Source organism: Serratia inhibens, assembly GCF_003591175.1.
Classification (GTDB): Bacteria; Pseudomonadota; Gammaproteobacteria; order Enterobacterales; family Enterobacteriaceae; genus Serratia; species Serratia inhibens.
Map to the genome: position 1 here is coordinate 125,163 of NZ_QYYG01000001.1, position 22,052 is coordinate 147,214.

The following is a 22,052-nucleotide window of genomic DNA, read 5'->3' on the forward strand; positions in this document are numbered from 1 at the left end:
CATTATTACCACTACTGTATATACAGAGAAATAACTATGGCAGATTCTTCCGATATTATTGATGCAACTAACCCTGTTCCCTCATTCCGTTTCACGGTTACCATTGGCGATGATGTGATTCGCTGTAGTTCCGTGAGTGGATTAGATCAGCAATACGATAGTGTTGACTACCGTGATGGTATGGGGGGATTGTTTCGTGCACAGCTCCCCTCAATTACGCTTTCGCAAGCGGTTTTTCCGGGTGAGTGCAAATTTTATGAATGGTTATATAACTATGCCAATCACAGCGATGGTAAGAAGGACATATCCATTAGCTTGACCGATGAATCCGGTAAGGTGCTGTATGTCACATGGAACGTTTTCAACTGCTTTCCTACTGGTATTACGGGGCCGAGTCTGGATGCTTCCAGTAATGAGGTGGTCGTTAAACAGATCACGCTCAACGCTGATCGTCTGACTGTCGAATGTCACTCAGTCTAATAGTGGGAGCAGAGTGCGTCGCCTTATCCGGCCGCGTTTTGGGTGACGATAAAGCGCAATACCAGTTTAGCTGCGGCGGGATCGGCGAATTGGCGAAACTTTGCCGCGTTCTCCAGTCTATAGACACCCAGCATGAGTTTCCAAAATTGTCCGGTCAAATTGGACAGGGAAAAATGCGTTATCGCCGTGCCGCCCGTGTGTAGGGATGTATACAGTTACGGTCCTTCAGTACATGATTTAGCCGCAGGCGTGAGTGTTTTCCGCCGTTGATTGCTTCTGCCTATCGTTCTGATCAAAACGTGTTGTTATCAAAACGTTAATTCTTCTATGTGGTATCTTTAAACAAGACCTCAGTGATTACCCTGTTTTAGTCATAATAAGAAATGGAGGAGCTATGTCGTCCGATCTTAGAGAAACGAGTCTGGATAAGCTGGTTGCGCTGAACAGCGAGTATTACTACTACAGTCTGCCGTTGGCGGCGAAACAGTTGGGAGATATCGACCGGCTGCCAAAATCGATGAAAGTGCTGTTGGAAAACCTGCTGCGCCATGTGGATGGCGATACCGTGCAGGTTGATGATCTGAAAGCCATAGTCGATTGGTTGCAAACCGGCCATGCCGATCGCGAAATTGCCTACCGCCCGGCGCGCGTGTTGATGCAGGACTTTACCGGCGTGCCTGCGGTGGTAGATCTGGCCGCCATGCGCGAAGCGGTGCAGCGGTTGGGGGGCAATGTTGACCAGGTTAATCCGCTGTCGCCGGTTGATCTGGTGATTGACCACTCGGTCACCGTGGATGAGTTCGGTGACGACGATGCGTTTGAAGAAAACGTGCGTATCGAAATGGAGCGCAATCACGAGCGCTACACTTTCCTGCGTTGGGGGCAGAAAGCCTTCAACCGCTTCCGCGTGGTACCGCCGGGCACCGGCATCTGCCATCAGGTTAACCTGGAATACCTCGGCCAGACGGTGTGGCATACCGACGAAAGCGGCAGGCATGTTGCCTATCCGGACACCCTGGTCGGCACCGACTCTCATACCACCATGATTAACGGTCTGGGCATTCTCGGTTGGGGCGTTGGCGGTATCGAAGCCGAAGCGGCGATGCTTGGTCAACCGGTATCCATGCTGATCCCGGACGTGGTGGGTTTCAAGCTGACGGGCAAACTCGGCGAAGGCATCACCGCCACAGATCTGGTGTTGACGGTAACCCAAATGCTGCGTAAGCATGGCGTGGTAGGTAAATTCGTTGAATTCTACGGCGACGGGCTGGCCAGCCTGCCGCTGGCCGATCGGGCGACCATCGCCAACATGTCGCCGGAGTTTGGCGCCACCTGCGGTTTCTTCCCGGTGGATGAAGTCACACTCGGGTACATGAAGTTGAGCGGCCGCAGCGATGAGCAAATAGCGCTGGTGGAAGCCTACGCCAAAGTGCAGGGCATGTGGCGCCACCCTGGCGATGAACCGGTGTTTACCAGCACGCTGGCGCTGGATATGTCGACGGTAGTGGCCAGCCTCGCCGGGCCGAAACGCCCGCAGGATCGCGTGGCGTTGCCGGATGTGCCGAGGGCGTTTAATGCCGCAACCGAGTTGGATATCGGCAGCCAAAAGGGCAAGTCGGAATTTAAAACCTTTACTCTCAGTGGTCAGGAACACGAACTGCACAATGGCGCGGTAGTGATTGCAGCGATCACTTCATGCACCAATACCTCCAATCCCAGCGTAATGATGGCCGCCGGCCTGCTGGCGAAGAATGCGGTGAAGAAAGGATTGCGGACCAAGCCTTGGGTGAAGACTTCGCTGGCACCTGGTTCCAAGGTGGTCACCGACTATTTCGACAGCGCCAAGCTGACGCCATACCTTGAAGAGCTGGGTTTTAATCTGGTGGGCTATGGGTGTACCACCTGTATCGGCAACTCCGGGCCATTGCCTGAGCCCATCGAGCAAGCTATCAAAGAGGGCGATCTTACCGTGGGTGCGGTGCTGTCGGGTAACCGCAACTTCGAAGGGCGCATCCACCCGCTGGTGAAAACCAACTGGCTGGCCTCGCCGCCGCTGGTGGTGGCCTATGCGCTGGCAGGCAGCATGAAGGTTGATTTGACCAACGAGCCGCTAGGTGATGGCCGCGATGGCAAGCCGGTTTATCTGAAGGATATCTGGCCGAGTAGCCAGGACATCGCTCTGGCGGTGGAACAGGTCCGCACCGAAATGTTCCACAAGGAATATGGCGCGGTGTTTGATGGTGACGCCAATTGGCAGGCAATTCAGGTTGCCGGTTCGGCCACTTACCAGTGGCAGGCTGACTCCACCTATATTCGCCACCCACCGTTCTTCAGCACCATGCAGGCGAAACCGGACCCGGTACAGGATATCAGGAATGCGCGCATTCTTGCGATTCTGGCGGATTCCGTGACGACCGACCATATATCCCCGGCGGGGAATATCAAGCGCGACAGCCCGGCGGGGCGCTACCTGAGCGATCGCGGTGTCGCGGCCCAGGACTTTAACTCATACGGCTCGCGCCGCGGTAACCATGAGGTGATGATGCGCGGCACCTTTGCCAATATCCGCATCCGCAACGAAATGGTGCCGGGAATTGAAGGGGGTTACACTCGCCATATTCCTTCGCAAAATCAGCTGTCGATCTACGACGCCGCTATGCAGTATCAGCAGGAGCAGGTACCGCTGGCGGTCATTGCCGGGAAAGAGTACGGTTCCGGCTCCAGCCGCGACTGGGCGGCGAAGGGGCCGCGCCTGCTGGGGGTTCGGGTGGTGATTGCCGAGTCCTTTGAGCGTATCCATCGCTCGAACCTGATCGGTATGGGCATTCTGCCACTGGAGTTCCCGGTAGGCGTCAACCGCAAAACGCTGGGGCTGAGCGGGGATGAGCAGATCAGCGTCAGTGGTTTGCAAACGCTGAAACCGGGGCAGAGGGTACCGGTGCATATCACCTACGCGGACGGTCGCCAGGAAGTGGTTAATACGCGTTGCCGCATCGATACCGGCAATGAGCTGACCTACTACGAGAACGACGGCATCCTGCACTATGTAATCAGGAAAATGTTGTAAGAATGCGGTAATAAAAAAGGGCGCCTTTGATGGCGCCCTGATTTTTTCGAAAGGGCATTACTTCTGGTCCAGCAAATGGCCCATTTTGGCGGCTTTGGTCGCAAGGTAGCGTTCATTTTTTGGATTGCGGCCGACGATCAAGGGTACGCGCTCGGTGATGTTGATTCCCGCCTCGGTCAAGATCTCAACCTTTTTCGGGTTGTTGGTCAACAAACGCACCGCGTCCACGCCCAGCAATTTGAACATGTCCGCACACAGGGTGAAATCACGTTCGTCAGCGGCAAAGCCGAGTTGATGGTTGGCTTCTACGGTATCGGCGCCCTTGTCCTGCAGGGCATAAGCGCGGATCTTGTTCAGCAAACCGATATTGCGACCTTCCTGGCGGTGGTAGAGCAGGATGCCGCGGCCTTCTTCTGCGATATGTTCCAGCGCGGCCTCCAGCTGAAAACCGCAGTCGCAGCGCAGGCTGAATAACGCATCGCCGGTCAGGCATTCAGAATGTACGCGTGAGAGTACCGGCGTCGCGCCGGCAATATCACCGAAGACCAGCGCCAGATGATCGTGCCCGGTAGCCAGTTCTTCGAATCCTACCATCAGGAAATCGCCCCAAGGTGTTGGCAGTTTTGCCTCTGCCACCCGTTTAAGCTGCATGTTGCTCTCCACAAACACATCCGATTCAATCATTGTTGCGCATCCTACGTCCGACACAGTGACCTGACCAGTATTAAAACGCGCAACGACGATCTCTATTTCGTTAATTATCGGCTATTTTGCCATAACTTCTTGCCCTGCGGTGCTCATCAAACCAGCATCCGGCGTTTTCAGCCCATTATTATTGCGACAGGTTTTTTATCTGTTTAATTTTTCGAGTGTTATCGATATTGCAAGATTGTTACACTGGCCCTTGGCTTAAACAAAGGGAACGTGGAATGTTTGAGATAGCAAAACGCACGGCAGCGGGGGCGATAGTGCTGTTGCTGATGCCGCTGGCCGTGTGGTTATCCGGCTGGCAATGGCGGCCGGGCGGTAACGAACAGTTGCTGAGAGGCCTTTATTGGGTGACCGAAACCGTGACCTCGCCGTGGGGGATTATCACCAGCGTCATTCTCTCCGCCTGGTTTCTTTGGTGTCTGCGCTTTCGTCTCAAGGCGGCCATCGGCCTGGTCATTTTACTCTCTGCTGCGGTATTGATTGGCCAGGGCGTAAAATCACTGATCAAGGATCGGGTACAGGAACCGCGGCCGTTTGTCGTCTGGCTGGAGCAGAACCATGGCGTGGACGGTAAATACTTTTACTCGCTGCATCGCAAAGAGCGCAGCGCGCTGGTAGCGGAACAGTTGCGGGATCAGCCGCTGGTGCCCGTTTGGCTGAGCAAGCACTGGCAGTTTGAAACCGGCTTCGCCTTCCCTTCAGGACATACAATGTTTGCCGCCACCTGGGCGTTGCTGGGAGTGGGGCTACTGTGGCCGCGCCGCCATTACAAAACCGTCGCGTTGCTGATGCTGTGGGCAACCGGCGTGATGGGCAGCCGCTTGCTGCTGGGCATGCACTGGCCGCGCGATCTGGCAATGGCGACATTGATCAGTTGGCTGCTGGTGACGATCGCTTGCTGGCTGGCGCAACGTTGGTTTGGTCCGCTGACGTTGCCTCCTCAGGAGCGACAGGAAATGGTGGAAAGAACGTCCGGCAGGAAACATTAGGTGACACAGTCACTTATCACGGCGCCGGGCAGGCGCCGTATTAATCTCTTACATTCGCCAGTCATTGCAATTCCCGTGGCAGCCCCCATATCTTTATAAATTCATTATTTTGAGAAGCTTTCTCATTAATTCCCTTGGGGGCGCCATTTACTGACGAATATGCCGGCAGATATCTGGTTTTATCGTGCAGCAGGGTTTCCCAGGCACGATGGGAAATGCTAACTTAATGAGAGGGACGCCACGCATTGGCATATACCTTTCGTCTTTCGAGTCGCCGCCAGGCGGCAACTTGAAATACATCGGGTATAATTCATCCGATTAACTCGGCATCGCGGGAAAGAATGTGAAATATTTGCTGATTTTTTTGTTGGTTCTGGTGGTTTTCGTGATTTCTGTCACGTTGGGCGCGCATAACGATCAGGTCGTGAGTTTTAATTACCTGGTTGCGCAGGGCGATTACCGTATATCGACCCTGTTGGCTGCGTTGTTTGGCGCCGGTTTTGTTCTCGGTTGGGTCATTTGTGGCCTGTTCTATCTGCGCACCCGTATTGCGCTGGGGCGAGCCGAACGCAAAATCAAGAGACTGGAACTGCAGCTTGAACAACCTGCTGAGCCGGCAGCTCAGTCTGTTGTCAGCAAGGAATAATCTTCTATGTTAGAGCTGTTGTTTCTGTTGCTGCCCGTGGCTGCCGCGTACGGTTGGTACATGGGGCGCAGAAGTGCTCAACAGGATAAACAACAGGAAGCCAACCGTCTGTCGCGTGAGTACGTGGCCGGGGTGAACTTCCTGCTTTCCAATCAACAGGATAAAGCGGTCGATCTGTTCCTCGATATGTTGAAAGAGGATAGCACCACCGTTGAGGCCCATCTGACGCTGGGTAACCTGTTCCGCTCGCGCGGCGAGGTCGACCGCGCAATACGCATCCATCAGGCGCTGATGGAAAGCGCTTCTCTGACCTTCGAACAACGTCTGCTGGCGGTGCAACAGCTGGGGCGCGATTATATGGCCGCCGGCATGTACGATCGTGCGGAAGACATGTTCGGCCAGTTGGTCGGCGAAGAGGATTTCCGCATCTCGGCGCTGCAGCAATTGCTGGTGATCCACCAGGCAACCAGCGACTGGCTGAAAGCGATCGACGTGGCGGAAAGACTGGTCAAGCTGGGTAAAGACAAACAACGTATAGAGATCGCGCATTTCTACTGTGAGCTGGCGCTACAGGCAATGGGTAGTGACGATCTTGATAAGGCGATGAGCCTGCTGAAACGCGCGGCCTCGGCGGATAAACAGTGCGCCCGTGTGTCGATTATGTTCGGTCGCATCTATATGGCCCAGGCTGAATACGCCAAAGCGGTCGAGTCTCTGCAGCGGGTGCTGAATCAGGATAAAGAGCTGGTTAGCGAAACTTTGCCCATGCTGCACGAATGTTATCAACATTTGGAAAATCAGCAGGACTGGGCGGAGTTCCTCAAGCGTTGCGTGGAGGAAAATACGGGTGCCACCGCCGAGCTGATGCTGGCGGAGATCATTGAACTGCACGAAGGGCGCGACGTCGTTCAGGTATATATCAACCGTCAATTACAACGCCATCCGACCATGCGCGTGTTTTACCGCCTGATGGATTACCACCTGGCGGACGCCGAAGATGGGCGGGCAAAAGAGAGCTTGCTGTTGCTGCGGGACATGGTGGGTGAGCAAATCCGTACCAAACCGCGCTATCGTTGCCATAAATGCGGTTTTACCGCGCATTCACTGTATTGGCATTGCCCGTCGTGCCGGGCCTGGGCGTCGGTTAAGCCGATTCGAGGGCTGGATGGGCAATAAAAAACGGGGCGATAATCGCCCCGTTTTTCGTAGTAAACGGAATTACTTTTTCTTGCCGGCTTTCACGCCGCCTTTCAGCAACTGACGCAGTTTCTTCAATTCTTTCTGATTCAGAGGCTGCTCGATTTCCTCTTCAATCCCCTGATTATCAATTTCGCCGTGGTGCAGCTCATCCGATTTTTTAGCGGATTTTTCCGCTTTAACCGGCGCGTCGAAGCTGCTTTCAAGGCGTTGACATACCTCAGCGCTCAGCGAGAGTTGATTCTCGGCGGCGATAGCACGAATTTTCTCTTTGAGTTCCAGAGGGATTTTGATGGTTAGTGTAGATATCTCGCTCATTTTGAAGCCTTTCTGCGGGAAGATACCTTCAAGCTAAGCCAGTAATGAGTAAGAGTCTAGGGTGTAATAAAAATTTAATATTTATGTAACATTGAGGTGCGGGAATAATGAACGGAACGGCGGGGAAATAGGCAGAGCCCGGCGTACCGGGCCTCTGGCGAAGAAACTTATTTGTAGATGACAGCGGTACCGCTCAGCAGGTTGTTACCACCGGCGGAGATAATGCGGTAGCTGCTGGCGCCCTGGGCTTCGGCTTTGGCTGCCAGTTTGGCTTCCAGGCCGCTCAGGGTCGTCGCGTGGCCTGCGGAGACTACACCGGCAGGAGCCAGGTCGTTGGCCTGTTGCAAATTGACCGGTTCAGCGGCGAAAGTCGCGAAAGAGGTCAGGGCGATGGCGGTAGCGGCTGCAAAATATTTGATGGTTTTCATGGGTGACTCCAGTCAGTTCGTTTAGGTTGGAAGCAGTTCGCTTCCGATGTGTTGAATAATAAAGCATCCGTACGGATTTAAAATCTGATAATGCTGAGCATCTTATTCAAAATATCTGATTGATAATTTACGCATCTTTACGGCGCTTTACGCAGCCTGCGCTATTGGTTTTGGGGCTTTGTTGACGCTTGATGACGAACGATGGATTAACATTACTTAACGGCAGGGTGCGCTGTGGCTGGGATTTCTGCCGGCCGGCATGTAGAATGCGGCGGTCAGTTTGGTGGGTTGTTACCTGGTCATGTCCATTTTAAAGAAGGTAGAAGAAATGAAGTCTGAAAATAATATCAATAACAATGACTTAAAATCATCTCCGATCATCGTTGCGCTGGATTATGCAGATATTGGCGCCGCGTTGGCGTTTGCCGATCGCATTAATCCGCAGGACTGTCGATTAAAAGTGGGCAAAGAAATGTTCACCCTGTTTGGGCCGCAGCTGGTGCGAGATTTGCACGAGCGTGGCTTCGACGTATTCCTGGATTTAAAATTCCACGATATCCCCAATACCACCGCCCATGCGGTAGCTGCAGCGGCCGAACTGGGCGTATGGATGGTCAACGTCCACGCCAGCGGTGGCGCACGCATGATGACCGCAGCTAAAGAGGCGTTGCTGCCTTATGGCGCAGAGGCGCCGTTGTTGATCGCCGTTACCGTGCTCACCAGCATGGAGGCGGAGGATCTGCAGGCTATCGGCATTAACGTTTCTCCGGCCGAACAGGCTGAGCGGCTGGCACGCCTGACTCGTGATTGCGGGCTGGACGGCGTGGTCTGTTCAGCGCATGAAGCTGAACGGCTGAAAGCAGCCTGCGGGCGTCAGTTCCAGTTGGTCACGCCGGGCATTCGTCCAGAGGGCAGCGCAGCCGGCGATCAACGCCGCATTATGACGCCGGTACAGGCACAGGCCGCCGGGGTCGATTATATGGTGATTGGGCGCCCGATCACCCAATCCGCCGATCCTGCTGCCACACTGAGCGCTATTCGCGCCTCGCTGGTTTGAAGGGGCTTAAAATGAATGACGACAATAGCCGGCTGGTTTACTCCACCGACAGCGGGCGCATCAAGCAGGAAGAGGTCAAACCGCAGCGAGCCAAAGGTGACGGCATAGTGCGCATCCAGCGCCAGACCAGTGGGCGCAAGGGGAAAGGCGTTTGCCTGATCACCGGGATTGATTTGGACGATGCAGCACTTGAAAAGCTGGCGGCAGAGCTGAAGAAGAAATGCGGGTGCGGTGGTTCGGTCAAAGACGCGGTGATCGAGATCCAGGGAGATAAACGCGATCTCCTCAAGCAGTTGCTGGAAGCCAAAGGGATGAAGGTCAAGCTGGCGGGCGGTTAACGGCTGCAGGCGGAGTGCCATGCCGCGGTGCAATGCTGCGGCATGGCTTAGGTCGTGCTGTCGGGCCGGAGCCCATCGATGGCGAAAACACCATGGATTAAAGGTAATACAGACCTGAAATAATCTTTATTATGCTTAATACGTCAAAGCGAAAACGCTTTTGCCAGCCTGTCGGCAGAGGTATCTATAGCGGCCGTGCAGGTTATTTACCAACCTGATGACCAATGATGCCCCCAACGGCGGCCCCACCAAGCGTACCCAATGCGCTACCATCGGTCAGTACTGCGCCGCCTACGGCCCCTGCGCCGGCACCAATTGCGGTGTTGCGGTCACGTTTGGACATGTTGGAACAAGCACTGAGTGAAAACGCCAGAGTCAGTGCCAGAGCGGCGGTGGCGAAACGTTTATTGATAATCATCATAATGACTTCTCCTTAGCATTGGCTATATGGAAGTGCCCTTTAAGTATAGGCGTGAACCATAAATTCGGCCTGCTATCGGCTCCCATACAGTATCGATATAAAAAATGGCATTATTTGTTAAAGGCAGAACATTAAAAAGTTGAAAGCGGTCTCTCTGCCCAAATTCACTATAAGCTACTGTTGATCAATGAACAGGTAAATAGTCCTAAATTCCTGATGCCTCCCTTTCTTTTCTATAAGTAAGCGAATCACCGTTAACCCCGCAGAACTCCGCATCCAGCAGAAGCCTACGCGGTCTTTAGCGATTTATGCCATACCGCCCCGTCGCCGGCCTGCCGACAATATTCACAGACAGGCTTAACCGGGAAAGACAAATGCTCAACGATCTTAAACAGCAGGTATTGGAAGCTAATCTGGCATTGCCGCGTCATCATCTGGTGACCTTCACCTGGGGAAATGTCAGCGCCATCGATCGCCAGACAGGGCTGATGGTGATCAAACCTTCAGGGGTGGAGTATGCGCTAATGACCTGTGACGATATGGTGGTGGTGGAACTGGAAAGCGGCAATGTGGTGGAGGGCAATAAAAAACCCTCTTCAGACAGTGATACCCACCGGGCATTGTATCTCGAGTTCGAGGCGGTCGGCGGCATTGTGCACACCCATTCGCGACATGCCACCATCTGGGCGCAGGCCGGCCAGGATATTCCCGCCTGGGGCACCACTCATGCCGATTACTTCTACGGTGACATTCCCTGTACGCGAACCATGCGGGATGAGGAAATTGCCGGGCGTTATGAATGGGAGACCGGCAGGGTGATCGTCGAAACCTTCCACGAAAGGCGATTGGATCCGGCCAGCATGCCGGCGGTGTTGGTACATTCGCACGGCCCGTTTACCTGGGGCAAAGACGCGGATAACGCAGTGCACAATGCCGTTGTGCTGGAGGAAATTGCCTATATGGGGATTTTTTCACGCCAACTGACGCCTGGGTTGGAGAACATGCAGCAAACGTTGCTGGATAAACACTACCTGCGCAAGCACGGCAAAAACGCCTATTACGGGCAGTGATCATCAGGCGGGCAACCGAAGGGTGCCCGCAGCCGTTCCGAAGGACGTTTAATCGCTGACCCTATCCAACCGTATTCCCTGGCGTTTCAACTGATGCTGATACTCCAGGTCCAGGCGCGAATCGGTGATCACACGATCAATCTTTCCTTGCTGTGCCAACGGATTGGGTTGGATCTGACCAAACTTGGATGAATCTGTCAGCACGATATTTTCCATACCCTTCGCCAGCACGGCGTTGACCACGTCGGCGCGCATCATATCGCGGCCGGTAAAGCCGGTTTCCGCATGGTAACCGTCAATGCCGATAAACGCCTTGCTGAAATGAACCTGCTGGATGCACATGCGCGTCAGCGGCCCGACTACGGTCTCACTCTTTTTCTGATACATGCCCCCCAGCACTATTACCTCACAGTCGCTCTCTTTCAGCAGATTGGCGATATAGTGGCTGACGGTGATCAGCGTGATGCTTTTGCGTTCGGCGATATAGCGCGCCAATAGCGCATTGGTACTGCCATTTTCTATAAAGATGGTTTCGCCGTCGTTAACCTGCGAAGCGGCAAACCGCGCCAGCTTCTGCTTGAGAGCGAAATTGGACATCATGCGCGCATCGACGTCGTCGCTTTCCAGCGCCAGCGCGGAACCGTGCACCCGTTTCAGATAGCTGCGCTTTTCCAGCAGGTTCAAATCCTGACGGATAGTGACCTCTGACACCCCGGTGGTGCGCGACAGATCGCTGACGCTGATCTTTCGACGTTCGTTCACCAACTGCAGAATTGTTTGTTGTCTTGAATTCATATCGACCTGATGCGCGGCTACCAATGTGCGGCCGCTAATATTTATTGTTTAAATAGTATGTTCTGTTCGCGCCATAATATCATCCTGCGCGTCAGAGGATGATGAGGTAAAGAAAGCGGATTATCCAGCGTTGCGAAGTGAAGATCATGAACTCTGCCATTCAGTGGCTCTACTTTTCCCATTAAGGTTGTTTTGAATGAAAATTGATTTGATTGCGATCACAAATCATGAGTTCTTTGTCCTACTATGATGAGAGTTTGAATTCGCCCACAGAAGATTCAGGAGTCCGTAATGGAGCTTTATCTCGATACCGCTGATGTGAATGCCGTAAAACGCCTGGCGCGCATTCTGCCGCTGCACGGCGTCACCACCAATCCGAGCATTGTCGCCAAAGAGGGGAAGCCCATTTGGGAGGTGTTGCCGGCGCTGCGTGATGCACTGGGCGGTACCGGCAAGCTATTTGCTCAGGTGATGGCCAACGACGCAGAGCGCATGGTGGCGGAGGCGGCGCTGCTTCATCAGCGAGTGCCTGGCCTGGTAGTCAAGATCCCGGCGACCGCCGAGGGGCTGGCGGCGATTAAAAAACTGAAATCGATGTCGATACCCACGCTGGGTACGGCGGTTTATGGCGCCGGTCAGGGGCTATTGGCGGCGTTGGCCGGTGCGGAGTATGTAGCCCCCTACGTTAACCGGCTGGACGCACAGGGCGGAGACGGTATCGAAATGGTGCACGAACTGCAGCAATTGCTGACGCTGCATGCGCCGGGCACCCGGGTGCTGGCAGCCAGCTTCAAGACGCCACGACAGGCGCTGGAATGCCTGTTGGCGGGTTGCCAGGCCATTACCTTGCCGGTCGATGTGGCCGAACAGTTCCTTGTTGCTCCGGCGGTGCAGGCGGCGGTCGAAAAGTTCGAGCAGGATTGGCTGGGGGCATTCGGTACCAACCTGCTTAACTAATCCTTTTTTCGGTGACGAGAGGCGGCTATGGCCGCCTTTTTTGTGCGCATGATTTAATTTTGAAATAACGAACCTTAAAAATAGAAACAATGTTTTAATTTTATGTTGTCGATCACTTTTATTCCCTCGGTGAACAGTTAGCTTGAGTGACCCAATCATCACCAGGCCTGTCCGTTGGAACGGCGGCTGTCGGCGGTGCATTGCTTTGACAATTCAACAGTAAGGTGGAATGAGTGATGCAGATTAAGCGTGCGATAGACAAGATCCCTGGCGGCATGATGTTGGTGCCGCTGTTCATTGGCGCGGTGTGTCATACTTTTGCGCCAGGCGCCGGGAAATATTTCGGTTCCTTCACCAACGGGCTCATCAGCGGCACGGTGCCGATTCTGGCGGTATGGTTTTTCTGTATGGGGGCCTCAATCAAGCTGAGTGCCACCGGTACGGTATTGCGTAAATCCGGCACGCTGGTGGTGACCAAGGTCGCGGTGGCTTGGCTGGTGGCGGCGGTGGCATCGCGGGTAATGCCCGAAAACGGTGTCGAAGTCGGTTTTTTCGCCGGCCTGTCGACGCTGGCGTTGGTGGCGGCGATGGACATGACCAACGGCGGTTTGTATGCCTCGGTGATGCAACAATACGGCAGCAAGGAAGAGGCGGGCGCTTTTGTGCTGATGTCGCTGGAATCCGGGCCGCTGATGACCATGATTATCCTCGGTACCGCCGGAATAGCCTCGTTCGAACCTCACGTGTTTGTCGGTGCGGTGCTGCCATTCCTGGTCGGGTTTGCGCTGGGTAACCTCGATCCCGAACTGCGCGAATTCTTCGGCAAGGCGGTGCAGACGTTAATCCCGTTCTTTGCCTTTGCGCTTGGCAATACCATAGATCTTGCGGTGATAGCGCAAACCGGGCTGTTGGGCATCCTGCTGGGCGTAGCGGTAATAGTGATTACCGGGATCCCGCTGATTATCGCCGATAAACTGATTGGCGGGGGTGACGGCACGGCGGGCGTGGCCGCGTCCAGTTCTGCCGGCGCTGCGGTGGCGACGCCGGTGCTGATTGCTGAAATGGTGCCGCAGTTCAAGGCGGTAGCCCCGGCGGCGACGGCCTTGGTGGCGACATCGGTGATTGTCACTTCGATTCTGGTGCCGATCGTAACTGCGGTCTGGTCGAAACGCGCCAAGGCCAGAGCCGCCATGCGAGAACAAATGGCGGTGGTGAAATAAGCAAAAAAAAGGGCGCCGCAGCGCCCTTGCTAGAGTGCTCTTAACCTTTAGATCTTGCCAGTCTCTTCACGAAGGGTGACTGGCGACTCATTCGCCGTAGGCTGGCTGGCGTTCAGCGCACGGCGGATCACAAAGAATGCGGAAACCAGCATGGTCACCGCCACCAGCATAAAGAAAGCGCAGAGCGCGGCGTTAATCTGATTGCTGAACACTATGGTTTCCATATCTTTCAGCGTTTTGGCCGGGGCAATCAGGGTTCCTTGCTCAATGCCGGCGGAGAATTTCTTCGCCTGCGCCAGGAAGCCGATACTGGGTTTCTCGTGGAAGATTTTTTGCCAGCCGGCGGTCATAGAGGTAATGAACAACCAGACGGTTGGCAGAATGGTCACCCAGGCGTAGCGCTGTTTTTTCATTTTAAACAGCACAACGGTACCGAGGATCAACGCCATTGAGGCCAGCATCTGGTTGCCGATACCAAACAGCGGCCACAGGGTGTTGATGCCGCCAAGCGGATCGACCACGCCCTGATAAACGAAGAACCCCCAACCGGCTACGGCCACCGTCGTACCTGCCAGATTACCGAACCATGAACGGTTGTTGGCCAGCCGTGGGACTGCCACGCCAACCAGATCCTGCACCATAAAGCGGCAGGCGCGGGTGCCGGCATCGACGGCGGTCAGAATGAACAGCGCCTCGAACAGAATGGCGAAGTGATACCAGAACGCCATCATCGCGCGGCTGTTAAACACTTCGGTGATGATGTGCGCCATGCCCACAGCAAAGGTCGGTGCGCCACCGGCGCGCGACAGGATCGAATGCTCACCCACGTCTTTGGCGATCATCGTCAGGGTTTCCGGCGTGATGATAAAGCCCCAGCTGTTGATGACCTGCGAGGCATTTTCCACCGTGGTGCCAATCAGCGCCGCCGGAGAGTTCATGGCGAAGTAAACGCCGGGGTCGATCACCGAGGCGCAAATCAGTGCCATGATGGCCACGAAGGATTCCATCAGCATGGCACCATAACCGATAAAACGGATGTGGCTTTCACGTTCCACCAGTTTCGGCGTGGTACCGCTGGACACCAGCGCATGGAAGCCGGAAATTGAACCGCAGGCGATGGTGATAAACAGGAACGGGAACAGTGAACCGGCGAATACCGGGCCGCTGCCGTCGATAAACCGCGATACCGCAGGCATTTTCATTTCCGGCATGGCAAAGACGATGCCTATCGCCAGCCCGATAATGACGCCAATCTTCATAAAGGTGGAAAGATAATCACGCGGGGCCAACAGCAGCCATACCGGCAGCACCGAAGCGACGAAACCGTAGATCACCAGTACCCAAGTCAGCGTGGTGCCATGCAGCGTAAAGAAGGGGCCCCAGTAAGGGTGTTGCGCCACATTGCCGCCGTAAATGATCGCCAGCAGCATCAGGACGAAGCCGACCACCGAAATTTCGGCGATTTTTCCCGGCCGGATAAAACGCATATACACGCCCATAAACAGCGCGATAGGAATGGTGGCGGCGATGGTGAACAGCCCCCATGGGCTGTCGGCCAGCGCTTTTACCACCACCAGAGCCAGCGCAGACAGAATGATGATCATCACGCCCAGTGCGCCAAGCATGGTGATCACCCCAGCGAAGGCGCCGAGTTCCTGCTTGGCCATTTCACCCAGCGAGCGGCCGTCGCGGCGGGTAGAAATGAACAGGATCAGGAAATCCTGCACCGCCCCGGCCAGCATGACGCCGACCAGGATCCAGATGGTGCCCGGCAAAAAGCCCATCTGCGCGGCCAGAATCGGCCCGACCAGTGGCCCCGCGCCGGCGATGGCGGCAAAGTGGTGACCGAACAGCACCCACTTGTTGGTGGGGACATAGTCCAGGCCGTCATTGCGACGCTCCGCCGGTGTCATGCGGCGATCGTCAAGCTCAAACACTTTTTTGGCGATGAACAGGCTATAGAAACGGTAAGCGATGCTGTAACAGGCAACGGCAGCCACCACCAGCCAGACCGCGTTAACATGCTCCCCGCGGCTGAGCGCCAGCATGGCGAAGGCAAATGCGCCGACTAACGCCACCACCAGCCAGATGATCCCGGACTTGACGTTTTTCATGATCAACAACTCCTTGGTGTGCAGAGATAAAGAAAGAGATGTTCTTATAGAGAATGAATACAGATTAAAAATAGGAGTTTTGCGCGCGAAAAGTAGCAGGTCGGATGAGAAATGTGATGCTGGTTGAGTAATAGCGTAAAAACAATGTGATGTCGCCGTTGCGGCCGCCCGAGAGGGCAGTGAAAAGGCGATAATGAAGTCTCGCCCGGTGCCTGCCAACTGAGTGGCGGGCAAGGTTTTTTTATCGTCGATAGGGGGCAACCGGCGAAAAAAAACACCGGAGGTTTCCCTGCCGGTGTTGAGATGACGTTGGGTTAATCTCGCAGGATTATGCCGCCGGTCTGGCGATCACGCTGCGGGTTTCCATACGCACTTCGGCGATGTTGACCTCCAGGGTATCGCTCTGGCGATAGACGACTTCGCCTTTCACCTGGACCGTACCGGTATCCTGGCTGCAAACCATTTCGTCACGCACCGCGTGAATAAACGGCGCAGGGATAAAGGCGACGGCACCGTTGTCCAGCAGGCGCACGCGCAGGCCGCCGCGGGTCACGTCGATGATTTCCGCATTGAAGCGCTCATCGGTGCCGGCTTTGTCTTTCAGGTAACGCGCATACAGCCAGTCACCGACGTCACGCTCAGCCATGCGGTTAAGACGACGGCGCTCTGCCAATTGCACCGTCACTTCGTCTTGCGGTTTTTCGGCAGACTGTGCGGTGATGATGGCTTTCAGGAGACGGTGGTTGACCATATCGCCGTATTTACGGATCGGTGAGGTCCAGGTCGCGTAGGCTTCCAGCCCCAGGCCGAAATGCGGGCCCGGCGTGGTGCTGATCTCTGCATAGGTCTGGAAACGGCGGATACGGCTGTCGAGGAACTGGGTCGGCTGCGAGTCGAGATGACGGCGCAGTTCGCAGAACCCTTCCAGCGTCAGCAGTTTCTCGGCATCGGCTTCCACGCCGTTGGCTTGCAGCACGGTAACCGCCTGCTCAACCAACGCCGGATCGAAACCGGTATGCACGTTGTAAATCCCGAAGCCCAGACGATCGCGCAGCATGATGGCGGCGCAGACGTTGGAGGCAATCATGCACTCTTCAACGATGCGGTTGGCGCTGCGGCGTTGTTCGGTGATGATGTCCAGCACTTCGCCTTTTTCGCCCAGGACAAAGCGGTAGTCAGGGCGATCCTTGAACACCAGAGCATGCTGGTGGCGCCAGGCGTTACGGGCATCGCAGACGCGTTTCAACAGGGTGATTTGCTGTGCAATCTCGTCGCTTGGCGGCTGCCAGCCGGCGATGCCTTCCAGCCAGTCGGACACTTCGTCATAAACCAGTTTGGCTTTTGACTCGATCTCTGCGGCGAAGAAGTGAATGTCGTCAGCCAACGCGCCATCGGCACCGATGGTGACGCGGCAAGCCAGTACCGGACGGCGTTCGTTCGGGCGCAGAGAGCACAGGTTATCAGACAGGTCGCGCGGCAACATCGGAATGTTGAAACCCGGAAGGTAGTTGGTGAAGGCACGTTTGCGGGCGATATCATCCAGCGGGCTGCCTTGCGCTACGTAAGCGGTAGGATCGGCAATGGCGATGGTCAGTTGCAGTGAGCCGTCGCCGTTGTCCTGAACGAACAATGCATCGTCCATATCCTCGGTGCTGGCGCTGTCAATGGTGACAAAATTCAGCGCGGTCAGATCTTCACGCTGCAGCGCGGCGTCCGGCTCGCTGATGGCAGCCATCTCCGGCGCTTCTTTTTCCAGGTTATGGCGGGCCAGCGTGACCCACCAAGGGGCCAGGTGGTCTTCGCCGTCGGCGATGAAATGGGTCAGATCGGCGTTGAAACCGCGATCGCCTTTCAACGGGTGACGGCGCATTTCCGCTACCGCCCAGTCACCGGCCTGGAAGTTATGGGTCAGTTCACGCACCGGGCGACACTGAATCGCGTCTTTCAGCAACGGATGGTCGGGCACAATGGACAGGCGGTCATCACGCTTTTGCACACGGCCGACAAAGCGCGACAGGAATGGCTCGACCAGGGTTTCCGGCTCGGCGATTTCGCGTTCTTTCTCGGTGTGCAGGGTGGCGATCACACGATCCCCATGCATGACTTTCTTCATGTACGGCGGTGGGATGAAATAGCTCTTTTGACCGTCGACCTCAAGAAAGCCAAAGCCTTTCTCAGTCCCTTTTACTACGCCTTCAACGCGCGGGGTCTGAGAGTGAAGTTGCTGTTTAAGCTGCGCCAGCAGCGGGTTATCTTGAAACATATCGTCCAGTGAATGGGTTGTGAGTGGCAAGATTTGCGGCAGACAGTTTTACGCGAATCACCTGCTGCGGGCAAGCCTAACGTCACGGTTTTCCTGCGTTGGCGCGCGATTTTACTGAATATCAGGCGATCAAAAGGCGGGAAAGAAAACCGCAGCGCGCAAGGTGGCCGTAGGGAGTCGTGCGCCCGGCGTAAACCGGGCGCCTCAGGTCAGGCGATACGCAACGTGGGTTGCACAGTGCAGCGGCGGATCGCCACCGGGATGGATTTCGACGTCGGTGTACCGGTACCGTCGCCAAAACTGGCCAGCGGCACCAGCGGGTTGGTTTCCGGATAGTAGGCCGCCAGGTTGCCGCGTGGAATATCGTAGCTCACCAGTTTGAAACCGCTCACCTTGCGAATGACGCCGTCATTCCACAGGGTTTCGATCTCCACCAATTCACCGTCCTGCATGTCCAACGCGGCCAGATCTTCCGGGTGGATGAACAGCACTTCACGCTGGCCATACACGCCGCGATAGCGGTCATCCAACCCGTAGATGGTGGTGTTGTACTGATCGTGGGAACGCAGGGTTTGCAACGTAAAGGGCGCTTTTTTGCCGTCGAACTCCGGGAGCAGGCTCTCTGGTAGCGAGGCTGCACTGAATTCCGCTTTACCGCTAGGCGTGGCGAAACGCAATTCGGCGGCGGCATTACCCAAATAGAAACCGCCGGGTTGATCGCAGCGACGATTGAAATCCTCGAAACCGGGAACGGTGGCGGCGATATGGTCACGGATCAGCGAGTAGTCATCCGCCAGTGCCAGCCAGTCCAACGACCTGTTGCCCAACACCGCATCGGCGATGCCGCAAACAATGGCGGTTTCCGACCTTTGGGTATCCGCCAGCGGTTTAGCGACGCCTTCGGAGGCGTGAACCATGCTGAATGAATCCTCCACCGTGATGTACTGCGGGCCACTGGCCTGCAGATCCTGCTCGGTACGCCCCAGCGTTGGCAGGATCAGCGCGTCTTTACCGGTGACCAGATGGCTGCGGTTGAGCTTGGTGCTGATATGCACCGTCAGGTCGCAGCAGCGCAGGGCGCGGGCGGTGCGTTCGGTATCCGGTGCGGCCGCCGCCAGGTTGCCGCCCAGTGCCAACAGCACCTTCACTTCACCGCGCAGCATCGCTTCGATGGCCTCTACCGTGTTATGGCCCGGCTCGCGTCGTGGGGAGAAGTTGAAATGTTTCTCCAGGCTGTCGAGCAGCGCCTTGGGCGATTTCTCGTCAATGCCCATGGTGCGGTTACCCTGTACGTTGCTGTGACCACGCACCGGGCACAGGCCGGCGCCCGGTTTGCCCAATTGACCGAACAGCAGTTGCAGATTGGTTATCTCGCGCACCGTCGGCACCGAATGCTTATGCTGAGTGATGCCCATCGCCCAGGTGCAAATCACCCGTTCGGCGCCCTGATAAATCTCTGCCGCCTGCCGCAACTGCGCTTCGCTGAGGCCAGACTGTTGGATGATGTGATCCCAGGTGGTGGCATCCACCTGCGCCAGGTAGCTTTCCACGCCGACGCTGTGCTGCTCAATGAACGCCAAATCGAACAGGCCAGGCTCACCGGCCGCCAAACGTTGGCGATGGTTTTCCAGCAGCGCTTTCACCATGCCGCGCACTGCCGCCATATCCCCGCCGAGGTTGGGCTGAAAATACGCTGAACTTATTGGCGAAGATGCAGGCGTCAACATCTGAATCGGGTTTTGCGGATCGGCGAAACGCTCCAGACCGCGTTCGCGCAGGGTGTTAAAACTGACGATGCGCGCCCCACGACCGGCGGCGTTTTTCAGGCTGTGCAGCATGCGCGGATGGTTGGTGCCGGGATTTTGGCCGAACACAAAGATGGCGTCGGTTTTTTCAAAGTCATCCATACGAATGGTGCCTTTGCCCACGCCGATACTTTGTTTCAAGCCGACGCCGCTGGCCTCATGGCACATGTTCGAGCAGTCGGGGAAATTGCTGGTGCCGAGCATGCGGCCGAACAGCTGATACAGATAAGAGGCCTCGTTGCTGGCGCGGCCGGAGGTATAAAGTTCGATCTGGTTCGGGTTATCCATTTGTCGGATGTGCCGGGCGATCAGCGCCAGTGCCTCCGGCCAACCGATCGGCTGGTAATGGTCAGTTTCGGCGTTATAGCGCATCGGATGGGTAATGCGGCCCTGATACTCGAGGAAATAGTCACTTTGTTGTTGCAGGGTACTGACGCTGTGGGCGGCGAAAAACGCCGGTTCAACCGCATTGCGCGTGGCTTCCCAACTGACTGCCTTGGCGCCGTTCTCGCAGAAACTGAAGGTGCTGTGATTGTCGTCGCCCCAGGCGCAGCCCGGACAGTCGAAGCCGCGGACCTTATTCACGCGCATCAGATTGCGCAGGTTTTTCAGCGCCTGTTTGCTGTCGAGCACAAAACGGGTGGTGGCTTCGAGTGAACCCCAGCCGCCTGCTGCGCCGGTATACGGCTTTATTGAGGGTTTGAATTTCATGATTGTCTTCGCATGTGTTGTAGCCAAAAAGTAAATTATTTTTTAAGTGTTTTAAGCATTTATGTCGCAAGTTTAGGTGTGGACGGCATGAGCGTCTAATAGAATTGGGTAATCGCGGCATAGAGCGGATTTATCGCTCGCCGTCCTGGTCCTCGGCCGGGCATACAAATGGTTTCACTATGTTATCCCCTGCAAAAGACTAATGATTCCGCTGCGCGCCGCTTTAGGGCAGTCTATCTCTCGGATTATATTAGAATTTTATTTAAGGATGGGTGAGTGAAGCGTTCAGTATTGTCTGTGATAACCGGAATTTGGCTGCCGTTGGCGGTACAGGCGGCGGATACGCCACTCAGTTTTCCTCTCAATACACCGCCGGCGATAGACGCGGCTTCTTACGTATTGATGGATTACACCACCGGTCAGGTACTGGCGGAGAACAATGCGGACGAGCGGCGCAATCCGGCCAGCCTGACCAAACTGATGACCGGATTGGTGATTGATCATGCGCTCGATCAGCACAAAATTGGCCTGGATGACGTGGTGACCGTGGGCAAAGACGCCTGGGCGCAGGGCAATCCGGTGTTCAAGGGGTCCTCGCTGATGTTCCTGAAACCCGGTGACAGGGTCACGGTGCGTGATCTCAGTCGCGGCATTATTATTGACTCCGGCAACGATGCCTGCGTGGCGATGGCGGACTACGTGGCGGGCAGCCAGGCCGCGTTCGTCAAACTGATGAATGAAAAAAGCGTTCAGCTTGGCCTGCAAAATACCCATTTTGAAACCGTCCACGGGCTGGACGCGCCAGGCCAGTTCACTACGGCCGGCGATCTGGCGCTGATTTCGCGTGCCATCATCATGAGCGAACCGGCGGAATATCATATGTACAGCGAAAAATCGCTGTCCTGGAACGGGATTACCCAACAGAACCGCAATGGGCTGCTGTGGGATAAAAACCTGCGGGTAGACGGCCTGAAAACGGGCCATACCGCATCGGCCGGTTTTAACATTATTGCCTCCGCGACCGAAGGCGACCGGCGTTTGATTGCTGTCGTGATGGGCGGTAAAAGCGCCAAAGGGCGAGAAGATCAGGCCCGTAAACTGCTGACCTGGGGTCTGCGAGATTTCGCCACCGTGCATCTGTTTAGCGCAGGGCAAACTCTGGGGCAGGAAAAAGTGTGGTATGGCGATCGCCATCTGGTGCCGGTGGGCAGCGAGCAGGATCAATACCTCAGCTTGCCAAAGCGCGAGGCGGACAAGTTGAAAGCCCAGTATGTGATAACCCCTTCGCGTCTTGACGCCCCGCTGACAAAGGGACAGCCGATTGGGGAGATCCGCATCAGCGATAACGGCAATCTATTGAAAACCCTGCCGCTGGTGGCGCTGCAGCCGGTAAACAACGGCGGTATGTTCTCGCGCCTGATGGACTATGTGAAGCTGAAACTCTGAGCCATCGGGCACTGCGCCC

19 protein-coding genes are annotated in these 22,052 nt (G+C 55.7%); 11 read left to right on the forward strand and 8 right to left on the reverse strand.

The annotated features are described in order from the left end of the window. Positions 1-36: 36 nt before the first annotated feature. Complete coding sequence (locus D4100_RS00630; RefSeq protein ID WP_006321118.1) at positions 37-480, forward strand: phage tail protein; 444 nt, start codon at positions 37-39, stop codon at positions 478-480. A 394-nt stretch (positions 481-874) separates the two neighbouring features. Beyond that, the gene (gene acnA, locus D4100_RS00635) at positions 875-3,547 is read left to right on the forward strand and encodes an aconitate hydratase AcnA (RefSeq protein ID WP_119802582.1); all 2,673 of its coding nucleotides are present in this window, start codon (positions 875-877) and stop codon (positions 3,545-3,547) included. A gap of 57 nt (positions 3,548-3,604) precedes the next feature. Here the strand turns inward: acnA and ribA are convergent, their stop codons facing one another. Further along, positions 3,605-4,198 (reverse strand): GTP cyclohydrolase II, encoded by a 594-nt coding sequence (gene ribA, locus D4100_RS00640; protein ID WP_006321116.1) that lies wholly within the window; start codon positions 4,196-4,198, stop codon positions 3,605-3,607. A 278-nt stretch (positions 4,199-4,476) separates the two neighbouring features. On the opposite strand from ribA, the gene pgpB reads away from it, so the two are divergent. The 3 genes from pgpB (at position 4,477) to lapB (ending at position 7,069) form a co-directional block, all read left to right on the forward strand. After that, positions 4,477-5,247: a phosphatidylglycerophosphatase B gene (gene pgpB / locus D4100_RS00645; protein WP_006321115.1), complete on the forward strand. Its 771-nt coding sequence runs from the start codon at positions 4,477-4,479 to the stop codon at positions 5,245-5,247. A gap of 343 nt (positions 5,248-5,590) precedes the next feature. Further along, positions 5,591-5,893: a LapA family protein gene (locus D4100_RS00650; RefSeq protein WP_020439141.1), complete on the forward strand. Its 303-nt coding sequence runs from the start codon at positions 5,591-5,593 to the stop codon at positions 5,891-5,893. A 6-nt stretch (positions 5,894-5,899) separates the two neighbouring features. After that, a complete protein-coding gene (gene lapB, locus D4100_RS00655; RefSeq protein ID WP_006321113.1) occupies positions 5,900-7,069 on the forward strand; it encodes a lipopolysaccharide assembly protein LapB in 1,170 nt (389 codons plus the stop codon). Between the two features lie 42 nt (positions 7,070-7,111). Here the strand turns inward: lapB and D4100_RS00660 are convergent, their stop codons facing one another. Both D4100_RS00660 and bhsA read right to left on the reverse strand, forming a co-directional pair. After that, complete coding sequence (locus D4100_RS00660) at positions 7,112-7,408, reverse strand: Arc family DNA-binding protein (RefSeq protein WP_006317155.1); 297 nt, start codon at positions 7,406-7,408, stop codon at positions 7,112-7,114. 167 nt (positions 7,409-7,575) lie between these two features. Beyond that, positions 7,576-7,836 carry a multiple stress resistance protein BhsA gene (bhsA, locus tag D4100_RS00665; protein WP_006317154.1) on the reverse strand — a complete coding sequence of 87 codons (261 nt, stop codon included), beginning with the start codon at positions 7,834-7,836 and terminating at the stop codon, positions 7,576-7,578. Positions 7,837-8,164: 328 nt separating this feature from the next. On the opposite strand from bhsA, the gene pyrF reads away from it, so the two are divergent. Both pyrF and yciH read left to right on the forward strand, forming a co-directional pair. Next, complete coding sequence (gene pyrF, locus D4100_RS00670) at positions 8,165-8,893, forward strand: orotidine-5'-phosphate decarboxylase (RefSeq protein WP_006317153.1); 729 nt, start codon at positions 8,165-8,167, stop codon at positions 8,891-8,893. Positions 8,894-8,904: 11 nt separating this feature from the next. Beyond that, positions 8,905-9,231: a stress response translation initiation inhibitor YciH gene (gene yciH, locus D4100_RS00675; RefSeq protein ID WP_006317152.1), complete on the forward strand. Its 327-nt coding sequence runs from the start codon at positions 8,905-8,907 to the stop codon at positions 9,229-9,231. A 202-nt stretch (positions 9,232-9,433) separates the two neighbouring features. On the opposite strand, the gene osmB is transcribed toward yciH, so the two are convergent. Further along, positions 9,434-9,652 (reverse strand): osmotically-inducible lipoprotein OsmB, encoded by a 219-nt coding sequence (gene osmB, locus D4100_RS00680; protein ID WP_004945176.1) that lies wholly within the window; start codon positions 9,650-9,652, stop codon positions 9,434-9,436. A gap of 374 nt (positions 9,653-10,026) precedes the next feature. Between osmB and araD the strand changes: the two genes are divergently transcribed. Further along, the gene (araD, locus tag D4100_RS00685) at positions 10,027-10,722 is read left to right on the forward strand and encodes an L-ribulose-5-phosphate 4-epimerase (RefSeq protein WP_006317147.1); all 696 of its coding nucleotides are present in this window, start codon (positions 10,027-10,029) and stop codon (positions 10,720-10,722) included. A 48-nt stretch (positions 10,723-10,770) separates the two neighbouring features. On the opposite strand, the gene D4100_RS00690 is transcribed toward araD, so the two are convergent. Further along, complete coding sequence (locus tag D4100_RS00690) at positions 10,771-11,517, reverse strand: DeoR/GlpR family DNA-binding transcription regulator (RefSeq protein WP_006317145.1); 747 nt, start codon at positions 11,515-11,517, stop codon at positions 10,771-10,773. Positions 11,518-11,808: 291 nt separating this feature from the next. On the opposite strand from D4100_RS00690, the gene fsa reads away from it, so the two are divergent. Together fsa and kdgT are read left to right on the forward strand one after the other, a co-directional pair. Further along, on the forward strand, positions 11,809-12,474 hold the full coding sequence (gene fsa, locus D4100_RS00695) for a fructose-6-phosphate aldolase (RefSeq protein WP_119802584.1): 666 nt from the start codon (positions 11,809-11,811) through the stop codon (positions 12,472-12,474). Between the two features lie 236 nt (positions 12,475-12,710). Further along, positions 12,711-13,694 carry a 2-keto-3-deoxygluconate transporter gene (gene kdgT / locus D4100_RS00700; protein ID WP_119802586.1) on the forward strand — a complete coding sequence of 328 codons (984 nt, stop codon included), beginning with the start codon at positions 12,711-12,713 and terminating at the stop codon, positions 13,692-13,694. A 47-nt stretch (positions 13,695-13,741) separates the two neighbouring features. On the opposite strand, the gene D4100_RS00705 is transcribed toward kdgT, so the two are convergent. The 3 genes from D4100_RS00705 to D4100_RS00715 form a co-directional block, all read right to left on the reverse strand. Further along, positions 13,742-15,808 (reverse strand): carbon starvation CstA family protein, encoded by a 2,067-nt coding sequence (locus tag D4100_RS00705; protein ID WP_006317138.1) that lies wholly within the window; start codon positions 15,806-15,808, stop codon positions 13,742-13,744. 328 nt (positions 15,809-16,136) lie between these two features. Next, positions 16,137-18,071 carry an exoribonuclease II gene (locus D4100_RS00710; protein WP_006317133.1) on the reverse strand — a complete coding sequence of 645 codons (1,935 nt, stop codon included), beginning with the start codon at positions 18,069-18,071 and terminating at the stop codon, positions 16,137-16,139. A gap of 209 nt (positions 18,072-18,280) precedes the next feature. Continuing rightward, complete coding sequence (locus D4100_RS00715) at positions 18,281-20,587, reverse strand: FdhF/YdeP family oxidoreductase (RefSeq protein WP_119802588.1); 2,307 nt, start codon at positions 20,585-20,587, stop codon at positions 18,281-18,283. A 276-nt stretch (positions 20,588-20,863) separates the two neighbouring features. Between D4100_RS00715 and dacD the strand changes: the two genes are divergently transcribed. Continuing rightward, positions 20,864-22,033: a serine-type D-Ala-D-Ala carboxypeptidase DacD gene (dacD, locus tag D4100_RS00720; RefSeq protein ID WP_119802590.1), complete on the forward strand. Its 1,170-nt coding sequence runs from the start codon at positions 20,864-20,866 to the stop codon at positions 22,031-22,033. The last annotated feature ends 19 nt before the right edge of the window (positions 22,034-22,052 follow it).

Excerpts from the sequence above, each read along its gene's own strand:
- ribA (WP_006321116.1), bottom strand. The coding sequence starts at position 4,198 with ATGCAGCTTAAACGGGTGGCAGAGGCAAAACTGCCAACACCTTGGGGC.
- fsa (WP_119802584.1), top strand. The coding sequence starts at position 11,809 with ATGGAGCTTTATCTCGATACCGCTGATGTGAATGCCGTAAAACGCCTG.
- kdgT (WP_119802586.1), top strand. The coding sequence starts at position 12,711 with ATGCAGATTAAGCGTGCGATAGACAAGATCCCTGGCGGCATGATGTTG.
- lapB (WP_006321113.1), top strand. The coding sequence starts at position 5,900 with ATGTTAGAGCTGTTGTTTCTGTTGCTGCCCGTGGCTGCCGCGTACGGT.
- D4100_RS00660 (WP_006317155.1), bottom strand. The coding sequence starts at position 7,408 with ATGAGCGAGATATCTACACTAACCATCAAAATCCCTCTGGAACTCAAA.
- araD (WP_006317147.1), top strand. The coding sequence starts at position 10,027 with ATGCTCAACGATCTTAAACAGCAGGTATTGGAAGCTAATCTGGCATTG.
- D4100_RS00710 (WP_006317133.1), bottom strand. The coding sequence starts at position 18,071 with ATGTTTCAAGATAACCCGCTGCTGGCGCAGCTTAAACAGCAACTTCAC.
- yciH (WP_006317152.1), top strand. The coding sequence starts at position 8,905 with ATGAATGACGACAATAGCCGGCTGGTTTACTCCACCGACAGCGGGCGC.
- D4100_RS00690 (WP_006317145.1), bottom strand. The coding sequence starts at position 11,517 with ATGAATTCAAGACAACAAACAATTCTGCAGTTGGTGAACGAACGTCGA.
- pgpB (WP_006321115.1), top strand. The coding sequence starts at position 4,477 with ATGTTTGAGATAGCAAAACGCACGGCAGCGGGGGCGATAGTGCTGTTG.
- D4100_RS00715 (WP_119802588.1), bottom strand. The coding sequence starts at position 20,587 with ATGAAATTCAAACCCTCAATAAAGCCGTATACCGGCGCAGCAGGCGGC.
- osmB (WP_004945176.1), bottom strand. The coding sequence starts at position 9,652 with ATGATGATTATCAATAAACGTTTCGCCACCGCCGCTCTGGCACTGACT.
- D4100_RS00630 (WP_006321118.1), top strand. The coding sequence starts at position 37 with ATGGCAGATTCTTCCGATATTATTGATGCAACTAACCCTGTTCCCTCA.
- bhsA (WP_006317154.1), bottom strand. The coding sequence starts at position 7,836 with ATGAAAACCATCAAATATTTTGCAGCCGCTACCGCCATCGCCCTGACC.
- D4100_RS00705 (WP_006317138.1), bottom strand. The coding sequence starts at position 15,808 with ATGAAAAACGTCAAGTCCGGGATCATCTGGCTGGTGGTGGCGTTAGTC.
- acnA (WP_119802582.1), top strand. The coding sequence starts at position 875 with ATGTCGTCCGATCTTAGAGAAACGAGTCTGGATAAGCTGGTTGCGCTG.
- pyrF (WP_006317153.1), top strand. The coding sequence starts at position 8,165 with ATGAAGTCTGAAAATAATATCAATAACAATGACTTAAAATCATCTCCG.